Here is a 16,381-nt window from a genome sequence, read left to right on the forward strand (position 1 = left end):
CCATGCGAGCGGAAGACGTCATGTCCAGTCCGGCCATCACGGTCCGACCCACCACACCGGTCAAGGCCGCCATCGGCCTGATCACCTCGCACGGGTTCACCGCGCTGCCCGTGGTGGACGACGACCGGCTGATCGGCATCGTCACGGAGGCCGACCTGGTGCGCGACCGCGTCATCCCCGACCCCCGCACGCTGATCTGGCGCGAGGACCCGACCCCGGCGGCACCACCCCCGGCCACGGTGGGTGAGGTGATGACCAGTCCGGCGATCGCGGTCCGGGTCGGCGCCGACATCGCCGAGGTGACGAAGGTGATGCTGGACGGCCACCTGCGCTGCACGCCCGTCGTCGACGGCGAGCGGCTCGTCGGCGTCGTGAGCCGCCGCGACCTGCTGCGCACGCTGGCGCGCGATGACGAGGCGATCGTGGCCGATGTTCGGCACGTGCTCGCGAGGTACGGCGGACACGGTCGCTGGGTCGTCTCCGTCGCGGACGGGGTGGTCGCGATCGTCGACGAGTTCGACAGCGCCGAGGACCGGCACGTCGCCTCCGTGCTGGCCCGGAGCGTCCCCGGCGTCCAAGCCGTCACGGTGTCGTCGCGGCTCGACGAGAAGGTCTGAACCGTCCGTCGCCCCCAGGTCGCAACGTCGACCTGGGGGGCGATTTCGCTGGTCCGCCTACCGGTCGTCGCAGCCGAGTTCGCCGTGCACGTCCACGACGCCGGGCAGGAGCCTGACCAGTGCGACTGCGCGGTCGACCTGATCGCGCCGCTCCAGCCATCCCGAGAGCCGCACCCGCCCGTCGCGGATGGAGGTGGTGACCGGGTGGGGGTCGATGCCGACGTCCTCGCGGAGCACCCCGAGCACGTCGGCCCGGACGTCGTCGTCCTCGCGCAGGTAGTCCCGGAGCAGGTCGCGTCGCGCGACCACACCGACCAGCACGCCGTCGCGGTCTACCACGAACAGCCGTCGCACGGTCGACTGGGCCAGCAGGCCGAGGGCTTCGCTCACCGGCGCGTCGGGGCGATGACGATCGCGGGTGTGGTCATGACGTGGCTCGCGGTGGCGCCGAAAGCCTTGCGCCACCGCGCCCGCCCGCCACCCGTCGTCGGCGCGGGAACGCTGCCGCCCCGGTACTCCCGGTCGGCGAGCAGGTCCGCCTCGGACACCACACCGGCAACCCGGCCGCCGTCGAGCACCGGGACGGCGCTGACCCCGTGCTCGACCAGCAGCGCGGTCACCTCCTTGACGGGCGTGCCCAGCTCCGCGGTGACGACCGGGCTGGTCATCACCGATGCCACGGTGGGTTCACCCACGGCTTCTCCTCCCGGTCACACCGCCAGCCTGGCCAAGTCGACCTGGTGGGCGATCTCGACGTCCTCCCCCGCCTTGATCAGCAGCACCCGCGTGCGCGCGGTCTCCGGGCCGACCACCCGGTCCCCCGTGCCGTGCCCGGCGTCCGGCACGACGGCGAGGCCCAGGTGGGCCAGACCGTCGACCAGTTCGGCCATCAGACCCGGCTGGTGCTCGGCGACTCCCCCGGTCAGCACGAGCGCGTCGAGGCGGTCGAGCGACACCCGTGCCGCGGCGATCTCCCGACGCAGCCGGTGCAGGTACACCCCGACCGCCAGGTCGGCGCGTTCGTCGCCCGCCGCACGAGCCGCGAGCACCTGCCGCACGTCGCCGGTGGTGCCCGACATCCCCGCCAGCCCGGACCGGCGGGTCAGCGCCGACTCGACCTCGTCCACCGACAGCCCGCTCGTGCGCAGGACGTGCAGCAGCAGGCCGGGGTCCAGACCGCCGGACCGGGTCGCCATCGCGACACCGTCCAGCGGCGTGAACCCCATCGAGGTGTCGACGCCACGCCCACCCGCAATCGCCGTGACGGACACGCCCGCGCCGATGTGGCAGCAGATCAGGTTCAGCTCACCGGCATCGCGGTCGAGCATCCCGGCGGCGGTCCGCAGCGCGTAGGCGCAGGACAGGCCGTGAAAACCGTAGCGGCGCAACCGGAACCGCTCCGTCCACTCGCGGGGCACCGGGTACGTCGTGGCGCGCGCCGGCATCCCGGCGTGGAACGCCGTGTCGAAGCAGCCCACGACCGGCACGCCCGGCAGCAGTTCGGCGACCAGCCGCGCCAACGCCAACGCCTTGGGCTGGTGCAGCGGGGCCAGCGGCACGAACTCCTCCAGCGCCCGCAACTCCGCCTCGTCCAACACCCGCGGCCCGTCCCGATCACCGCCGTGCACGACCCGCACGCCGACCGCGTCCACCGGTCCGGCGGCCGCCAGAACGTCCTGGAGCGGCCGCCGGGTAGGTGTGCCGTCCCAGTCCTGCTGCGTCCGCGAGTCGATCGGGACACCGTCGTCCACGACGGACAGCTTCAGGCTGGACGAGCCGGGGTTGACCACGAGTGTCCTCATCACCGGGTCCAGGTCCAGTCGCGGATCTCCGGCAGGTCCTCGCCGGTGCGGCGGATGTGGTTGTGGTGCGCGGTGTGCTTGTCCTGCAAGTGCTGCCGCAGGTGCCCGATCCGACCCGCCACCCTCGGCACCCGCTCCAGGGCGGCGAGCGCGAGGGTGTAGCGGTCGATCTCGTTGAGCACGCACATGTCGAACGGCGTGGTCGTGGTGCCGTTCTCGTGGAAACCGTGCACGTGCATCCGGTCGTGGCCGGGCCTGCGGTAGGTCAGCCGGTGGATCAGCCACGGGTAGCCGTGGTAGGCGAAGATCACCGGCGCGGTACCGGTGAAGATCTCCTCGTAGGCCTTGTCGGTGATGCCGTGCGGGTGCAGCTCCGCCGGGGCGAGCCTGGCGAGGTCGACCACGTTGACCACCCGGATGCGCAGGTCCGGCACCAGGCCGAGCAGGACCTCCACCGTGGCCAGGGTTTCCTGGGTCGGCACGTCCCCCGCGCAGGCCAGCACCACGTCCGTGTCGCCGTCGAGGTCGGTGCTGGCCCAGCTCCACACCCCGAGTCCCTGCTCGCAGTGCGCGACGGCCTCGTCGATGTCGAGGTACTGCAACGCGGGCTGCTTGCCGGAGACGATGACGTTGACCAGGCCACGGCTGCGCAGGCAGTGGTCGGCCACGGCGAGCAGGGTGTTGGCGTCCGGCGGCAGGTACACCCGCGCCACCTCGGGCCGCTTGTTCAGGACGTGGTCGACGAAGCCGGGGTCCTGGTGCGAGGCGCCGTTGTGGTCCTGCCGCCACACGTGCGAGGACAGCAGGATGTTCAGGCTCGGCACCGGACGCCGCCAGGGGATGTCGGCGGCGGTGTGCAGCCACTTGGCGTGCTGGGCGACCATCGAGTCGATCACGTGCGCGAACGCCTCGTAGCTCGACAGCATCCCGTGCCTGCCGGTGAGCAGGTAGCCCTCCAGCCAGCCCTCGCACAGGTGCTCCGAGAGCACCTCCAGCACCCGCCCGTCGGGAGCCAGGTGGTCGTCGCCGTCCTCGATCGACAGCCCCCACCGCCGGTCGGTCACCTCGAACACCGCGTCCAGCCGGTTGGAGGCGTGCTCGTCGGGCGAGAACAGCAGCAGGTTGCGCTGTTCGGCGTTGAGCACCACCGCGTCACGCAGGTAACGGCCGAGCACCCTGGTGGCCTCGCCGCGCTCACCTCCCGGCTTCGTGATCGTGACGGCGTGGTCGCCGACGTCGGGCAGGCGCAGAGCGTGCTGGGTGGCGCCGTGGGCGTGGGGGTTGGCGCTCATCCTGGAGTCGCCCGTCGGGTGCAGGGTGTCGATCAGCGGCGCGGGCGCACCGGTCGCGGTGAACAGCTCCTGCGGCCGGTAGGAGTGCATCCACTCCTCCAGCCGGGCCAGGTGTTCCTGGTTCTCCCGAACGGCGGTGAGCGGCACCTGGTGGGAGCGCCAGTTGCCCTCCACCTCGTGGCCGTCCACGGTGGAGGGACCGGTCCAGCCCTTGGGCGTGCGCAGCACGATCATCGGCCACCGGACGCGGCCGCGGTGCCCGCCCTCGCGGGCGTCCTGCTGGATCTGCTGGACCTGGTCCAAGCAGTCGTCCAGCGCGGCGGCGTAGGCCTCGTGGACCTCCATCGGGTCGCTGCCCGACACCACTATCGGGCGCCAGCCGTGGCCGCTGAGCAGTGCGCCGAGGTCGGCGTGGTCGAGCCGGGACAACACCGTCGGGTTGGCGATCTTGTAGCCGTTGAGGTGCAGCACCGGCAACACCGCCCCGTCGTGGACCGGGTCCAGGAACGCCGGGGCGTGCCAACTCGCCGCCAGCGGACCGGTCTCCGCCTCACCATCGCCGACCACGCAGGCCACCAGCAGGTCCGGGTTGTCCAACGCCGCACCGGTGGCGTGGGCCAGCGAGTAGCCCAGTTCACCGCCTTCGTGGATCGACCCCGGCAGGTGCGCCGAAGCATGACTGGGGACCCCGCCCGGGAAGGAGAACTGCCGGAACAGGCCGCGCATCCCATCCACATCCCGCGAGATGTGCGGGTACAGCTCGGAGTAGGTGCCCTCCAGCCACGCGGCCGAGTTCAAGCCCGCGGCCCCGTGGCCGGGTCCGGCGATGTAGAGGGCGCTCAGGTCCCGTTCCACGATCACCCGGTTGAGGTGCGCGTAGATCAGCGTCATGCCGGGCACGGTCCCCCAGTGCCCGAGCAGGCGCGGCTTGACGTGTTCGGGGAGCAGCGGCTCGCGCAGCAGCGGGTTGTCCAGCAGGTAGATCTGGCCCACGGACAGGTAGTTCGCCGCCCGCCACCACGCGTCCAGCCTGGTGAGCCAAGGCGTTTCGGGGGTTGCCGACCTGGCCGGGATGCCTGCCGCGGTGTCGGTGGACATGGGTGCTCCTGTTCGGGTCTGGGCTCCTGGGGTTCCTCGATTCAGAGACTGCTCGACTCGACGTGTGAGCGGCACCGCAGGCAGTCCCCTCTGCACCGGGACCTTCGACCCTGACCGTGCTTGGGCGACCCCAAAGTCCTGCCGGACGACGACGTTGTGCCCTGCCCGCCGACGGGGGCGCGGACCACGCTGGAAGCAGCGGATGACGGCTCCGAGCGTCATCACGAAGGCCGCCCGATGAGCGGTCGACGACCAAGGAGGATTCGATGTCCACCAAGCACATCCCCGTCCAGTCCCGCGGCGTGTCGCCGAGCGTTCAGACGGCTGTGCCGGCTGACCGCGCGGCCCGATCGCTGGCGGTCCTGCGCATCGTCACCGGTCTGACGTTCTTGTGGGCCTTCCTGGACAAGGCCTTCGGCCTCGGCTACAGCACCGTCTCCGAACGCGCCTGGATCAACGGCGGCTCCCCCACCAAGGGCTTCCTCAGCCACGTCGCCGTCGGCCCCCTGGAGTCCACCTTCCACAGCTGGGCGGGCGCTGCCTGGGCCGACTGGCTGTTCATGATCGGTCTGCTCGCCATCGGTGTCGCGCTGGTGCTGGGCATCGGCCTGCGCGTCGCCGCGGTCTCCACCGCCCTGATGATGCTGATGATGTGGGCCGCCGAATGGCCGCTGGCCCAGCACACCTCGGCAGGTGAGCCCAGCGGCTCCACCAACCCGCTGATCGACTACCACGTCATCTACGCCCTCGTCGCCATCGCACTGGCCTACGCCGCCGCGGGCAACACCTGGGGCCTGGGAAGGATGTGGGCGAAGCTGCCCTTCGTCCAGACCAACCAGTGGCTGCGCTGACAGCGCGGACCTGACCGGTGACCCGTGACGGTCACCGGTCGGGCCGCATCCCCGATCACGGTGTCGGATGGAGGCGTTCAACGATGATGTACTGGTACGGCAACGGAATGAACGGCTGGGGCTACGCGGTCATGACGATCGGGATGGTCCTGTTCTGGGCGGTCGCGATCCTCGGCGGTGTCGCCCTGGTGCGCCACCTCACCCGCCCGGCGGGCACGACCCGCGGCTCCGCCGCGGAGCAGGTCCTCGCCGAGCGGTTCGCTCGCGGCGAGGTCGATCAGGAGGAGTTCGAGCAGCGGCTCAAGGCGCTGCGCTCCTCGGTGTGAGTCGACGAACCGCTGGAAACGCGACCGTTGGAGGAGAAGTGGACCGGTTGAGCACCCTGGACGCGGCGTTCCTGGAGATCGAGGACGCAGATCCCCGCGCTTCACTGGCGATCGCGTCGGTGGCGGTGCTCGAAGGACCACCTCCCAGCCGCGACGAGTTCACCGCGTCGGTCGGCACGCGGCTCGCGGCGGTCCCCCGTGCCCGGCAGAAGGTCCGCCGCGTGCCCTGGGACCTCGGTCTGCCGCTATGGGTCGACGACCCGGAGTTCGACCTGTCCTACCACCTGCGACGCACCGCGCTGCCCGCGCCGGGCGACGACCGGGCGTTGACCGACCTCGTGGCCCGGATCATGGCCCAGCGGCTCGACCGCGACCGGCCGCTGTGGGAGAACTGGGTGGTCGAAGGCCTGGCAGGCGGGCGTTGGGCCATGCTGACGAAGGTGCACCACTGCCTCGTCGACGGCGTGGCCGGGACCCGCCTCTACAGCGCGGTGTTCGACGACTCGGCGCCACCCGCCCCGGACGAACTCGTGCCCCGGTCCGCGCCGGGCGCGGTCCAGCTCCTCGCGCGCGCTCTGGTCGACCTGGCCGTCAACCCGGTGGAGCAGGCACGGCTCCTGCTCCAGCTGCCCGCCAGGCTCGCGGGGCACGTCACCGACACCGTCAAGGGCGTCGCCGCGCTCGCGGGCGCGCTCGTTCCCGTCAGGGCGTCGTCGCTCTCCGGACCGATCGGCGTCCCCCGGCGCTACCGGGTGACCCGTGTCGCGCTGCCCGACGTGGTCGGGGTCGGCAAGAGGTTCGGCGTGACCGTGAACGACGTGGTGCTCGCCGCGATCACCACGGGGTTCCGCGCCCTGCTCCTGCACCGCGGCGAGACCCCGACGGCCGACAGCGTGCGGACGATGGTCCCGGTCTCCGTCCGCACGACGGACGACCTGGACAACCAGGTGTCCGTCCTGCTGCCGTTCCTCCCCGTCGAGCTGGACGACCCGGTGGACGTGCTGCGCGAGGTGCACGAGCGCACGCGAAAGCTCAAGGCGGACAAGGAGAGCGAGGCGGGTGCGGCCCTCACCGCGCTCGCGGGGCACGAGCCGCACGCACCGCTGTCGTGGGGAATCCGGCTCGTGGGCGCGCTGCCGCAGCGCACCGTCGTCACCGTGACCACGAACGTGCCCGGCCCGCCGGTGCCCGTGCGGGTGCTCGGGAGACCGATCGTCGACATCCTCCCCTACGTCCCGATCGCACTCCGGCTGCGGACGGGTGTGGCGGTGCTCAGCTACGCGGGGACGCTGGCCATCGGCATCACGGCCGACTACGACAGCACCCCGGACATCGACTTGCTGGTCGGCACCGTGGAGAGCACCGTCAAGTCCTTCATCGTTTCCGCCGCTCTGGTCGACCCGGCACCGTCGATCCGGGCCGGCGGCTGAGGGTGTGCGGACACCTGCGGCGAAGCCGGAGGTGTCCGCCTGCGCGGGGCCACGGACCCCGTTCGACCCTCCGTGGCGGAGGTGGGCCGGGGACGTGGAGTTCAAGGCCGAGAACGGTGTGACGTCCACCCGTCGGAGTAGTCCGGTGGTGAACCGGGTGGTGCTGCTCCTGCTCGGCTCGGCGGCACGTCGGCTGGTGGGCCGGAAGGTGTGCGGGTTGCGCTGCCGCACGGTGGGCGGCGCCATCGTCGGACTGCCCGTGCGGTGCGTCTGCGACGGCGACCGGTTGGTCGTGGTCGCGGGTGGGGCGTCGGGCGAGCGGTGGTGGCCGCACTTCCGCGCCGACGCGCCCGTCGAGGTGCCGGTGGGCGGCGACCGGGTCACCGGGTCGGCCGTCGTCCTGCGCGGAGCCCAGCACCGCGTGGCGCTGAACGCCTGTCGCGGCGCCTTCCCCCGCGTGACCGCCGACGCCGAGGTCGTGGCGATCACGGTCGACCAACCCCCTGCTGCGGGACTCGGCGCTCCTGCGCCACCACGTGCCGCGGGCGGGCAGCTGGATCGCCACCACCGCGGCCGCCTGGCTGCTCGGACCGGCCGCCTTCGTCGGGTTCGCCACGCCGCTGTGGCAGCCCGGCCAGCCCCTCCCGCTGACTGTGCTGATCGGTGTCGCAGGGGTCTGCTGATGGCCGCGACCACCACAGTCACCGGGTACGCCCTGCACCGCCTGCTCCCCGCACCGGTGAACCCTGGCCGATCCACCGGTGCTCACCAGGGGTTCCGGAGCACCCCGAAACCCTCCTCGACGTAGTCCCCCTGGACGTGTGTGCTCGTCGAGGTGCCACTGCTCCGAGGCGAACGACGAACCAGCGGGCACGCGCGGTGACGCGAGCCCGCGGGAACGACTGAACGGTGAGACCTGTCGAGATCGCGTTGCTGACCGCGGAAGTGATCGGTTTCGCCCCGGTGGTGCTCCCGCTGCTCGGCGCTCCCCGGTGGCCGCGCCACGGGGTGTTCCTGCCCCTGCCCGTCGCGGGGCTTCAAGTCCTCGTCGAGGGGACGCGCTGGCAACTGGTCCCGGCCTACGTCCTGGGCGGGGTGCTCGTCGTCCTCGGCCCGGTCCAGCCGGCACGCCGAGACGGCCGGAAAACCGGCAGAACACGCCGGCTCTCCCCAGGGGTGGGTGCAGCGACGGGCGTTCTCGCTCTGACGGCGTCCGCGGTGCTGCCGACCGTTGTCCCGGTATTCCGCTTCCCGCCGCCGACCGGCCCCTACGGTATCGGCACGCTCACCTACCACTGGGCGGACACCGACCGCCGCGAAGTGTTCACCGCCGACCCCGGAGACCACCGTGAAGTGGTGGTGCAGCTCTGGTACCCGGCTCGCGTCGACGCCTCCGCACCGCGCGCCGCCTACGTGCCCGACTCGCAAGCACTGGCACCGCTGGCGCGCCTGGTCGGTCTGCCGGGATTCACCCTTTCGCACCTGGAGCACGTCACCACCAACGCCGTGCACGCCGCACCGGTGGCCGACGCCGACCACGCCTACCCCCTGCTCGTCCTGGCGACCGGTCGCGGTGGCTACCGGCAGCACAACACCCCGGGTGTGGAGGAACTGGTGTCGCGCGGACACGTCGTCGCCGGCATCGACCACCCGTGCTCCGGCGCGGCGGTGGTGTTCCCCGACGGTCGCGTCGCTTCCTCCGACCAGCGCACGTTCGACCACGATCTCGTCGACTCGATCGTCCCCTTCCTAGCCCAAGACTCCCTGTTCACCCTCGATCAGGTGACCTCGCTCAACCGGGCCGACCCTCGAGACATCCTCACCGGGCGGATCGACCTGGACCACGTCGGCCTGTCACTGGGCGGCGAGACAGCCGCCGAGGGGTGCAGGCTGGACCCCCGTTTCCGGGCGTGCCTGCCGATGGACGTGTGGATGCCGCCCAGTGTGGTCGACGCCGGTCTCGAGCAGCCGACCACGTGGCTGACCCGCGACGCCGCGACCACGCGGCTCGAAGGCTGGACCGAACCGGACATCGTCCGAACGTTGGACACCGTGCGGGCCGTGTACGAGAACCCGCGTGCGGACGGCTACTTCATCCACGTGCCAGGCGTGTTCCACCCGGACCTCGGCGACACCCAACTACTCTCGCCGCTCGTCCGCGCGCTGGGCATCAGCGGACCGGTGGACGGCGAACGCGCCCACGCCATCGTCAACACCTACACTACGGCCTTCTTCGACCGCTACCCGAAGGGCGAGCCGTCGGCCCTGCTCGACGGCCCCGTCGAGGAATATCCCGACGTGATCTTCGCGCACCGCACCGGCAGCGCGTGACCGCTGCCGCCCCCGCGTCACGGGCGCGAAGGTCAACAGCGATCATCCGGATGACGCAGGCGCTCGGCGACGAAGCCGACGGTCGAGCACGTGCGACTCGAGTCCTCCTGCCAAGCCTGCGTGGGGACCCATGCCGCTCAGCTCCTCCCGGCCCTCACGGACGCGCTGTGGTCGGGCACGAACGTCTGCAGGTGGCGCGGCGCCCGCAGGTAGCCGGTGGACACGGGTCTGCCCGGCAGTTCCAGCGCGGGCGGGCGGACGTCGTGGTAGTCGATGCCGGACAGCAGGTGCGCGATCACGTTCAGGCGGGCCCGCCGCTTGTCGTCGCCGTCGACCACGAACCAGGGGGACTCCGCGATGTCGGTGTGCACCAGCATCTCGTCCTTGGCGCGCGAGTAGTCCTCCCAGCGCGAGAGCGACTCCAGGTCGACCGGGGACAGCTTCCAGCGGCGCATCGGGTCCTCGAGCCTGCGGCGGAACCGCTGCTCCTGCTCGGTGTCGCTGACCGAGAACCAGTACTTGCGCAGCAGGATCCCGTCCTCAACGAGCAACCGCTCGAAGATCGGGCACTGTTGCAGGAACCTGCGGTGCTCCTCGGGGGTGCAGTACCCCATGACCCGTTCGACGCCCGCGCGGTTGTACCAGCTCCGGTCGAGCAGGACGATCTCACCCGCGGCGGGCAGGTGCTCGACGTAGCGCTGGAAGTACCACTGGGACCGCTCGCGTTCCGTCGGTTTCGGCAGCGCCACGATCCGGGCGACGCGCGGATTGAGGTGCTCGGTGATCCGCTTGATCGCACTGCCCTTCCCCGCCGCGTCCCGCCCCTCGAACACGACCACCAGCCGCGCGCCCTCGGCCCGGACCCATTCCTGCAGCTTCACCAGTTCGGCCTGCAACCGGTACAACTCGCGCTCGTAGGGTTCGCGGCGCATCCGCTTGCCCGCCATCACCCTGGCTCCTCGTTCCGCGCGAGCAGTCGGAGCAGGTCACCTCGGGTCACCACGCCCACGAGTTCGTCGTCACCGAGGACGAAAAGCCTGCGCACCCCGGATTCCGCCAGTCGCCGCGCGGCCAAGCCGACCGGGTCCTTCCGGTCGACGGTGACCACCGGGCGGGTCATCACCTGCCAGGCGACGAGTCCGCCTGCCTTGCGCAGCCTGCTTTTGGCGGCCCGGCTCGTCGGAGGAACCGCGGACGGCCCGCCGAACTCGATCCGGGCGACCAGGTCGGCCTCGGACACCACCCCCGCGACGAGACCGAGGTCGTCGATGACCGGCACCGCGCCGAAGCGGTGCTCCGACAGCGTCCGGACGATGTCCTCGACGGGGGTGTCGATGCCGACGGTGACGACCTCGTCGGTCATCACCGAGTTGACGGTCGCTTCAGCCATGCCGGTCCTCCGGTCCTCGTCGCCTAGCGACGTCGTCGTGTCCACTCGGGTTCGACCGCCGCCCATTCGGCTTCCCACCGCCGGGCGTTCCGCCGCCTGTTGAGGTGGACGGTCAGCAGGTGCGCGGAGCACAGCGCGCACACGAGCCCCAGCAACATCGTCGCCGTCCAGCCGATGGCGGTGATCACCGCACCCTCCGACGTGAGCGGCGGGGTGGTGACCGCCCCGTTCTCGTCGATCCACACCAGGACCGTGCTGCCGGTCTTCAGGTCGTAGGCCGCGGTGACCCCGCCCTGCCGCGGTGTGCCGTCCGGCGACTGCCATGACGCTCGGACCACCGGGCCGGTCACCCCGGTCGCGACATGCGTTCCGGTGTCCTCCAGCAGGGTGGCCTCTACCTGGTGGCGGGTGCGCAGCTGCTCGGCCGAGCTGACCGACTCCCGCGCGTACACCTCGGAGCCGGTCGCCGCGGCGATCGGCACGCCGAGCAGGGCGATCAGGAGTGCCGTCATGAACACCGCGCTCTCGACGCGGTCGCTCGTCCGCGTGAGGGGGTTGCGTCCGTGGAACACGCGCCTCGCCAGGCGCGCGGCCGGTGACATCGACTGGGTGCTCACGACTTCCTCCCTCGGTTGCTCGGCAACCAGGGTTCTCCGCGCGGCGGCGCGGTCACAGGGTCGCCCGTCGGACCGGTTCGCGCGGCACGTCCTGTGACGACAAGGTCTTTGGTCCCTCGGCCTGGCGCCCTCGTTCTCTGGAACGCGAAGCCCGGTGGGGAGAGCATCGACAGGTCAGGACTTTTCACGAGGAGGGCACCATGGTGGTACGCGTCGGCATCAACGGGTTCGGCCGGACCGGGCGGGACGTCCTGCGCAGCGCGGTCGAGCGCGGCGACACCGCGTTCGAGGTGGTCGCGGTCAACGACCTCACGACACCGGACACGCTGGGCCACCTCCTCGCGTTCGACTCGACCTACGGCCCCTGGTCCCACACCGTCGCGGTGGAGGGGGACGAACTCGTGGTCGACGGGCGGAGCATCGCGGTGACCTCGGAAGCCTGTCCGTCCAAGGTGGACTGGGGCAGGCACGGGGTCGACATCGTGATCGAGGCCACCGGCCGGTTCCGCACCCGTGAGGCCGCCGGGGCGCACTTGACGAGCGGGGCCCGGAAGGTGATCATCACGGCGCCGGGCAAGGACGTCGACGCGACCATCGTGATGGGCGTCAACGACGACGACTACGAGGCGGAGCGCCACCACGTCGTGTCCAACGCCTCCTGCACGACCAACTGCGTGGCTCCGATGGCCTGGGTCCTGCACGAGCGCTTCGGCGTCCAGGCCGGGCAGATGACCACGATCCACAGCTACACCAACGACCAGTCGCTGCTCGACGGACCGCACAAGGACCTGCGCCGAGCGCGCTCGGCGGCGGTCAACATGATCCCCACCTCCACCGGCGCCGCCCGCGCGGTCGGCCAGGTGATCCCCGCGCTGGACGGCAAGCTCGACGGGCTCGCGGTGCGCGTCCCCCTGGAGGACGGGTCCTTGACCGACCTCACCGCCATGCTCGACACGCCGGTCACGGCCGCCCAGGTGAACCGGGCGTTCAAGGACGCCGCCGAGGGCGGGCTCAAGGGCTACCTGCGCTACACCACCGACCCGATCGTCTCCAGGGACATCATCGGCGACCCGTCCTCCTGCGTCTTCGACGCGAGCCTGACCAAGGCCAACGGTCGACTGGTCAAGGTCTTCGGCTGGTACGACAACGAGTGGGGCTACGCCAACCGCACGATCGACCTCGCCAACCTGGTCGCCCGCACGCTGCCGTAGACCGCTCCTACCGCTGGGAGAAGACGATGACGTCCGCGGTCATGATCGAACTCGACGGGCTGCCGCTGCTGGCGGCCCTGTCGCACACCCATCGCGCCGCGATGGCCGGGATCAGCAGGCGCGAGGACTACTACCCCGGCACCACGCTGTTCGAGCAGGGCACGCCCGCGGACCGCTGCTGGATCGTCCTCAAGGGGTGCGCCGTGATCGACTCCGACGCGCCCGACCACGGTCGGATGGCGGTGCAGAGCGTCGGTCCCGGCGAGCTGCTCGGCTGGTCCTGGCTGATCCCACCCTACCGGTGGCACTTCGGCGCCACCGTGGTCTCCCCCACCACCGCCGTCGTGGTCGACGCCGAGGAGCTGCGCAAGCTCGCCAACGCCGATCCGGCGCTGGGCTACCAGCTCTCGCTGATCCTCGTCGAAGCGCTGCTCAACCGTCTTCAAGCCACCAGGACCCGGCTGCTCGACCTGCACGACCACCCCGCGCTCGACTGATCTCGACGCACGCCGGATCCGCGCCATCCCCCCAGGGTTGCGCGGATCCGACGTCTCCTCATTCCGGTCGGGCACTTCCCGCCGACGGGCTGTTGCGCGCTCCCGCCACTTGTCCGGCGAGGTGTCGGAGGCGAGCCACCAGTGGAGCACGCCGAACTACGCCCCGAGCAGGACGGTCGACATGAACGGGATGCCGCCGCGCGAGCGTGCTCGTGCGGCGGCATCCCGTGGTGAACGGCGGTGTGCACGTGTTCGGCGGTGGTGGGGGGGAATGGTCAGTCCTTAGCCCTTCGCGCGCAGGCCGCGCAGGAACGGGTCCACCGGCGGCGCGGGCACCACACGCACCCGCGCGTCCACGACCTGGCAGCGCTCAGCGGTGGCGATCACCGGGTTGAGGTCCAGTTCGACCACCTCGGGTAGGAGATCGGCCAGCTTCGCCACCCGCAGCAGCACGTCGCGCACCGGGGCCTCCGCCACGTCGCGGAACACCCCTCCGGCGGCGCGGAACCCGTGCAGCAGGTCATCGGCGGCGGCGTCGGACAGCGGGGCGAGCGCGGCGGCGCGGTCGTCGAGGAGGTCGGTGTCGACACCGCCGAGCCCGGTCACCACGAGCGGGCCGAACTGCTGGTCGTTGACCACGCCCACGAGCAGTTCCCGGCCACGGCCCGCCATCGGCTGCACGAAGGCACCGCCCAGCCGGTCGCCGAACGACGTCCGGAACCGGTCGTACGCCTCCGCCGCGGCGTCCGGTGCGTCCAGGTCGAGCACGACACCGCCGCCCCTGCTCTTGTGCAGCAGGTCCGCAGCGATGGCCTTGAGCACGACGGGGCAGCCGAACCCGCGCTGCGCCGAGGCCGCGGCCTCGGCCGTCGCCACGACGATCCCGCCGAGGACAGGCAGCCCGAACGCGCCCAGCAGTTCGACGACCTGGTCCGGGCCGAGCCATCCGCCGTCGGGTTCGTCGGCGAGGTGGTCGGTCACGACCGACCGGGCCTTGGCCGGGTTGATCCCGTCGAGTTCATCGCCTCCGGTGGGCGGGCGCGCCAGCCATTCCGCGCGCTCGGCCAGCTTCGCGAGCACGGCGGCGGCCTGGGCGGGATCGGTGTAGCTGGGCGCCGCGCCGGACCGCACCGCCTCGTCCTGCCCGGCGTCGACCGCGAGGACGGGCTTGCCACCGGGCACGGGGTGGACACCGGCCGCCGGGTCGCCGAGCGCGGTGGGGACCGTGACGGCGATGACGGCGTGCACACGGGGATCGGCTGCCATGACGTCGAGGCACCGGGCGAAGGTCTGCTCGTCCACGACCGCGGTGGTGTCGACGGGGTTGTGCACGCTGGCGGTGGCGGGCAGCAGCGCGTGGAGCGCGGCCACCGTGGCGGGTGACAGCTCGGCCACGTCGAGGCCGTTGTGCACGCACGCGTCGGCCGCCAGCACGCCGAGTCCGCCCGCGTTGCTCAGCACGGCCACCGCGCGACCGGCGGGCAGCGGCTGGGTGTGCAGGGCCGCGAGCACGTCCACCAGTTCGGACACGCCGTCCACGGCGGTGATCCCGGCTTGGCGGAACAACGCGTCGCGGGTGACCGTGGGGGTGGCGGTCGCCGCGGTGTGCGACGCGGCGGCGCGCTGCCCCGCCGCGGAACTGGCCGACCGGATCGCCAGCACCGGCTTGCGCCGGGCGACCCGGCGGGCCAGCCGGGAGAACTTGCGCGGGTTGCCGAAGGACTCCAGGTACAGCACGACCGCACGGGTCTGCTCGTCGCGTTCCCACCACAGCAGCAGGTCGTTGCCGCTCACGTCGTACTTGTCGCCGGTGGACACCAGGTTGGACGTGCCGAGCCCGATGCGGCGCAGGCGTTCGACCACGGCGATCGCGATCCCGCCGGACTGGGTCACCACGCCGATGTCGCCCGCGGTGGTCTTGTTCCGGGCGAACGTGGCGTCCATCCGCACACCGGGTTCACCGGTGGAGCCGCCGAGGCAGTTGGGCCCGACGATCCGCATCCCGTGCTCGCGGACCGCCGCCGCGAGCCCGTTCGCCAGTTCCGGGTGTTCGGTGACGCCCGCGGTGATGACGACCAGTGCCTTGACGCCTCGACGTCCGCATTGCTCGGCGACCGCGGGAACCTGCGCGGCGGGGACGCACAGCACCGCCAGTTCGGGCACGTCGGGCACCTCGGCGACCGAGCCGTAGCAGGACACACCCGCGATCGAGGTGGCGTGCGGGTTGACCGCGTAGAGGTCGCCGGTGAAGTCGCCCGACACCAGGTTGCGCAGCACGGCGTTGCCGACGCCGCTCTCCTCGCGGCTCGCGCCGATGACGACGATCGACGTCGGTTCGAGCACCGCGCGCAGGCTGTTGACGTCCGCGGTCAGCTCCCGGTCGGCGACCGCGTCGAGGTACGCCTCGACCGGTTCCAGGCCGAGGTCGACGTGCACGACGTCGCGGTCGGCTGTGACCGTCCACACCAGACCCATGTCGGTGAAGACGTGCAACATCCGGGAGTTGATGGTCATGACGTCGGCGACGAAGCGCCGCACCCCCCGGCGGACCGCCAGCGAGCTGAGGCGTTCGAGCAGCAGCGTGCCGACGCCGTGCGTCTGCTCGGCGTGCGTGACGACCAGCGCCACCTCCGCCTCGGACGGCTCGTCCAGCACGATGCAGCTCGCCGCGCCGAGCAGCCTGCCGTCGCGGAAGGCGCCGACCGTGACGTGCCTGGGGTCGTCAGGCGTCATCACCCGGCTGACGAAGTCCTCCACCTGCCGGGGCGAGGTCGAGAAGAACCTGAGGTAGCGGTCCTCCAGCGGCAGCGACTCGTGCAGCTCCAGCAGCGCACCGGCGTCGCCCGCCCCCAGTTCGCGCACCGCCACCACTGTGCCGTCGGTGAGCAGGGCGCGGTCGGGTTCGAGGTTCACGGCCAT

16 protein-coding genes are annotated in these 16,381 nt (G+C 71.6%); 8 read left to right on the plus strand and 8 right to left on the minus strand.

The window, feature by feature from the left end; all coding sequences use genetic code 11:
• The first annotated feature begins 2 nt into the window (after window positions 1–2).
• Window positions 3–617 (plus strand): CBS domain-containing protein, encoded by a 615-nt coding sequence (locus AC156L_RS22575; RefSeq protein ID WP_330880182.1) that lies wholly within the window; start codon window positions 3–5, stop codon window positions 615–617.
• Window positions 618–674: 57 nt separating this feature from the next.
• Here the strand turns inward: AC156L_RS22575 and AC156L_RS22580 are convergent, their stop codons facing one another.
• Genes AC156L_RS22580 through AC156L_RS22595 form a run of 4 tightly spaced genes read right to left on the minus strand, consistent with a single transcriptional unit; the run spans window position 675 to window position 4,809 of the window.
• Window positions 675–1,007 (minus strand): BON domain-containing protein, encoded by a 333-nt coding sequence (locus AC156L_RS22580; protein WP_330880184.1) that lies wholly within the window; start codon window positions 1,005–1,007, stop codon window positions 675–677.
• The gene (locus tag AC156L_RS22585; protein WP_330880186.1) at window positions 1,004–1,312 is read right to left on the minus strand and encodes a CBS domain-containing protein; all 309 of its coding nucleotides are present in this window, start codon (window positions 1,310–1,312) and stop codon (window positions 1,004–1,006) included. The genes AC156L_RS22580 and AC156L_RS22585 overlap by 4 nt, the downstream gene beginning before the upstream one ends.
• A 15-nt stretch (window positions 1,313–1,327) precedes the next feature.
• The gene (locus AC156L_RS22590) at window positions 1,328–2,419 is read right to left on the minus strand and encodes an acetate/propionate family kinase (RefSeq protein ID WP_330880188.1); all 1,092 of its coding nucleotides are present in this window, start codon (window positions 2,417–2,419) and stop codon (window positions 1,328–1,330) included.
• Window positions 2,419–4,809 (minus strand): phosphoketolase family protein, encoded by a 2,391-nt coding sequence (locus AC156L_RS22595; protein ID WP_330880190.1) that lies wholly within the window; start codon window positions 4,807–4,809, stop codon window positions 2,419–2,421. The genes AC156L_RS22590 and AC156L_RS22595 overlap by 1 nt, the downstream gene beginning before the upstream one ends.
• Before the next feature lie 266 nt (window positions 4,810–5,075).
• Between AC156L_RS22595 and AC156L_RS22600 the strand changes: the two genes are divergently transcribed.
• The 5 genes from AC156L_RS22600 to AC156L_RS22620 all read left to right on the plus strand — a co-directional run bounded on the left by AC156L_RS22600 (window position 5,076) and on the right by AC156L_RS22620 (window position 9,747).
• Window positions 5,076–5,660 carry a DoxX family membrane protein gene (locus AC156L_RS22600; protein ID WP_330880192.1) on the plus strand — a complete coding sequence of 195 codons (585 nt, stop codon included), beginning with the start codon at window positions 5,076–5,078 and terminating at the stop codon, window positions 5,658–5,660.
• A gap of 83 nt (window positions 5,661–5,743) precedes the next feature.
• Complete coding sequence (locus AC156L_RS22605) at window positions 5,744–5,986, plus strand: SHOCT domain-containing protein (protein WP_330880194.1); 243 nt, start codon at window positions 5,744–5,746, stop codon at window positions 5,984–5,986.
• Between the two features lie 38 nt (window positions 5,987–6,024).
• Window positions 6,025–7,416, plus strand: coding sequence for a wax ester/triacylglycerol synthase family O-acyltransferase (locus tag AC156L_RS22610; protein WP_330880196.1), 1,392 nt, complete (start codon window positions 6,025–6,027; stop codon window positions 7,414–7,416).
• A 94-nt stretch (window positions 7,417–7,510) separates the two neighbouring features.
• Complete coding sequence (locus AC156L_RS22615; RefSeq protein WP_330880198.1) at window positions 7,511–8,224, plus strand: hypothetical protein; 714 nt, start codon at window positions 7,511–7,513, stop codon at window positions 8,222–8,224.
• Between the two features lie 101 nt (window positions 8,225–8,325).
• Window positions 8,326–9,747: an alpha/beta hydrolase family protein gene (locus tag AC156L_RS22620; RefSeq protein WP_330880200.1), complete on the plus strand. Its 1,422-nt coding sequence runs from the start codon at window positions 8,326–8,328 to the stop codon at window positions 9,745–9,747.
• Between the two features lie 137 nt (window positions 9,748–9,884).
• On the opposite strand, the gene ppk2 is transcribed toward AC156L_RS22620, so the two are convergent.
• From ppk2 to AC156L_RS22635, 3 genes are read right to left on the minus strand one after another with little or no spacing between them, the layout of a single operon-like run.
• Window positions 9,885–10,694 (minus strand): polyphosphate kinase 2, encoded by an 810-nt coding sequence (gene ppk2, locus AC156L_RS22625; RefSeq protein WP_330880202.1) that lies wholly within the window; start codon window positions 10,692–10,694, stop codon window positions 9,885–9,887.
• Window positions 10,694–11,137, minus strand: coding sequence for a CBS domain-containing protein (locus AC156L_RS22630; protein WP_484407235.1), 444 nt, complete (start codon window positions 11,135–11,137; stop codon window positions 10,694–10,696). Before AC156L_RS22630 ends, ppk2 begins: the two co-directional genes overlap by 1 nt.
• 23 nt (window positions 11,138–11,160) lie before the next feature.
• On the minus strand, window positions 11,161–11,754 hold the full coding sequence (locus AC156L_RS22635) for an Rv1733c family protein (RefSeq protein ID WP_330880206.1): 594 nt from the start codon (window positions 11,752–11,754) through the stop codon (window positions 11,161–11,163).
• Between the two features lie 200 nt (window positions 11,755–11,954).
• Between AC156L_RS22635 and gap the strand changes: the two genes are divergently transcribed.
• Both gap and AC156L_RS22645 read left to right on the plus strand, forming a co-directional pair.
• Window positions 11,955–12,965: a type I glyceraldehyde-3-phosphate dehydrogenase gene (gene gap / locus AC156L_RS22640; RefSeq protein ID WP_484407236.1), complete on the plus strand. Its 1,011-nt coding sequence runs from the start codon at window positions 11,955–11,957 to the stop codon at window positions 12,963–12,965.
• Between the two features lie 26 nt (window positions 12,966–12,991).
• Window positions 12,992–13,462 (plus strand): Crp/Fnr family transcriptional regulator, encoded by a 471-nt coding sequence (locus AC156L_RS22645; protein ID WP_330880212.1) that lies wholly within the window; start codon window positions 12,992–12,994, stop codon window positions 13,460–13,462.
• Window positions 13,463–13,744: 282 nt separating this feature from the next.
• Here AC156L_RS22645 and AC156L_RS22650 read toward each other — a convergent pair whose 3' ends face one another.
• The gene (locus tag AC156L_RS22650; protein ID WP_330880214.1) at window positions 13,745–16,381 is read right to left on the minus strand and encodes a bifunctional acetate--CoA ligase family protein/GNAT family N-acetyltransferase; all 2,637 of its coding nucleotides are present in this window, start codon (window positions 16,379–16,381) and stop codon (window positions 13,745–13,747) included.

This window comes from Umezawaea sp. (assembly GCF_057122925.1).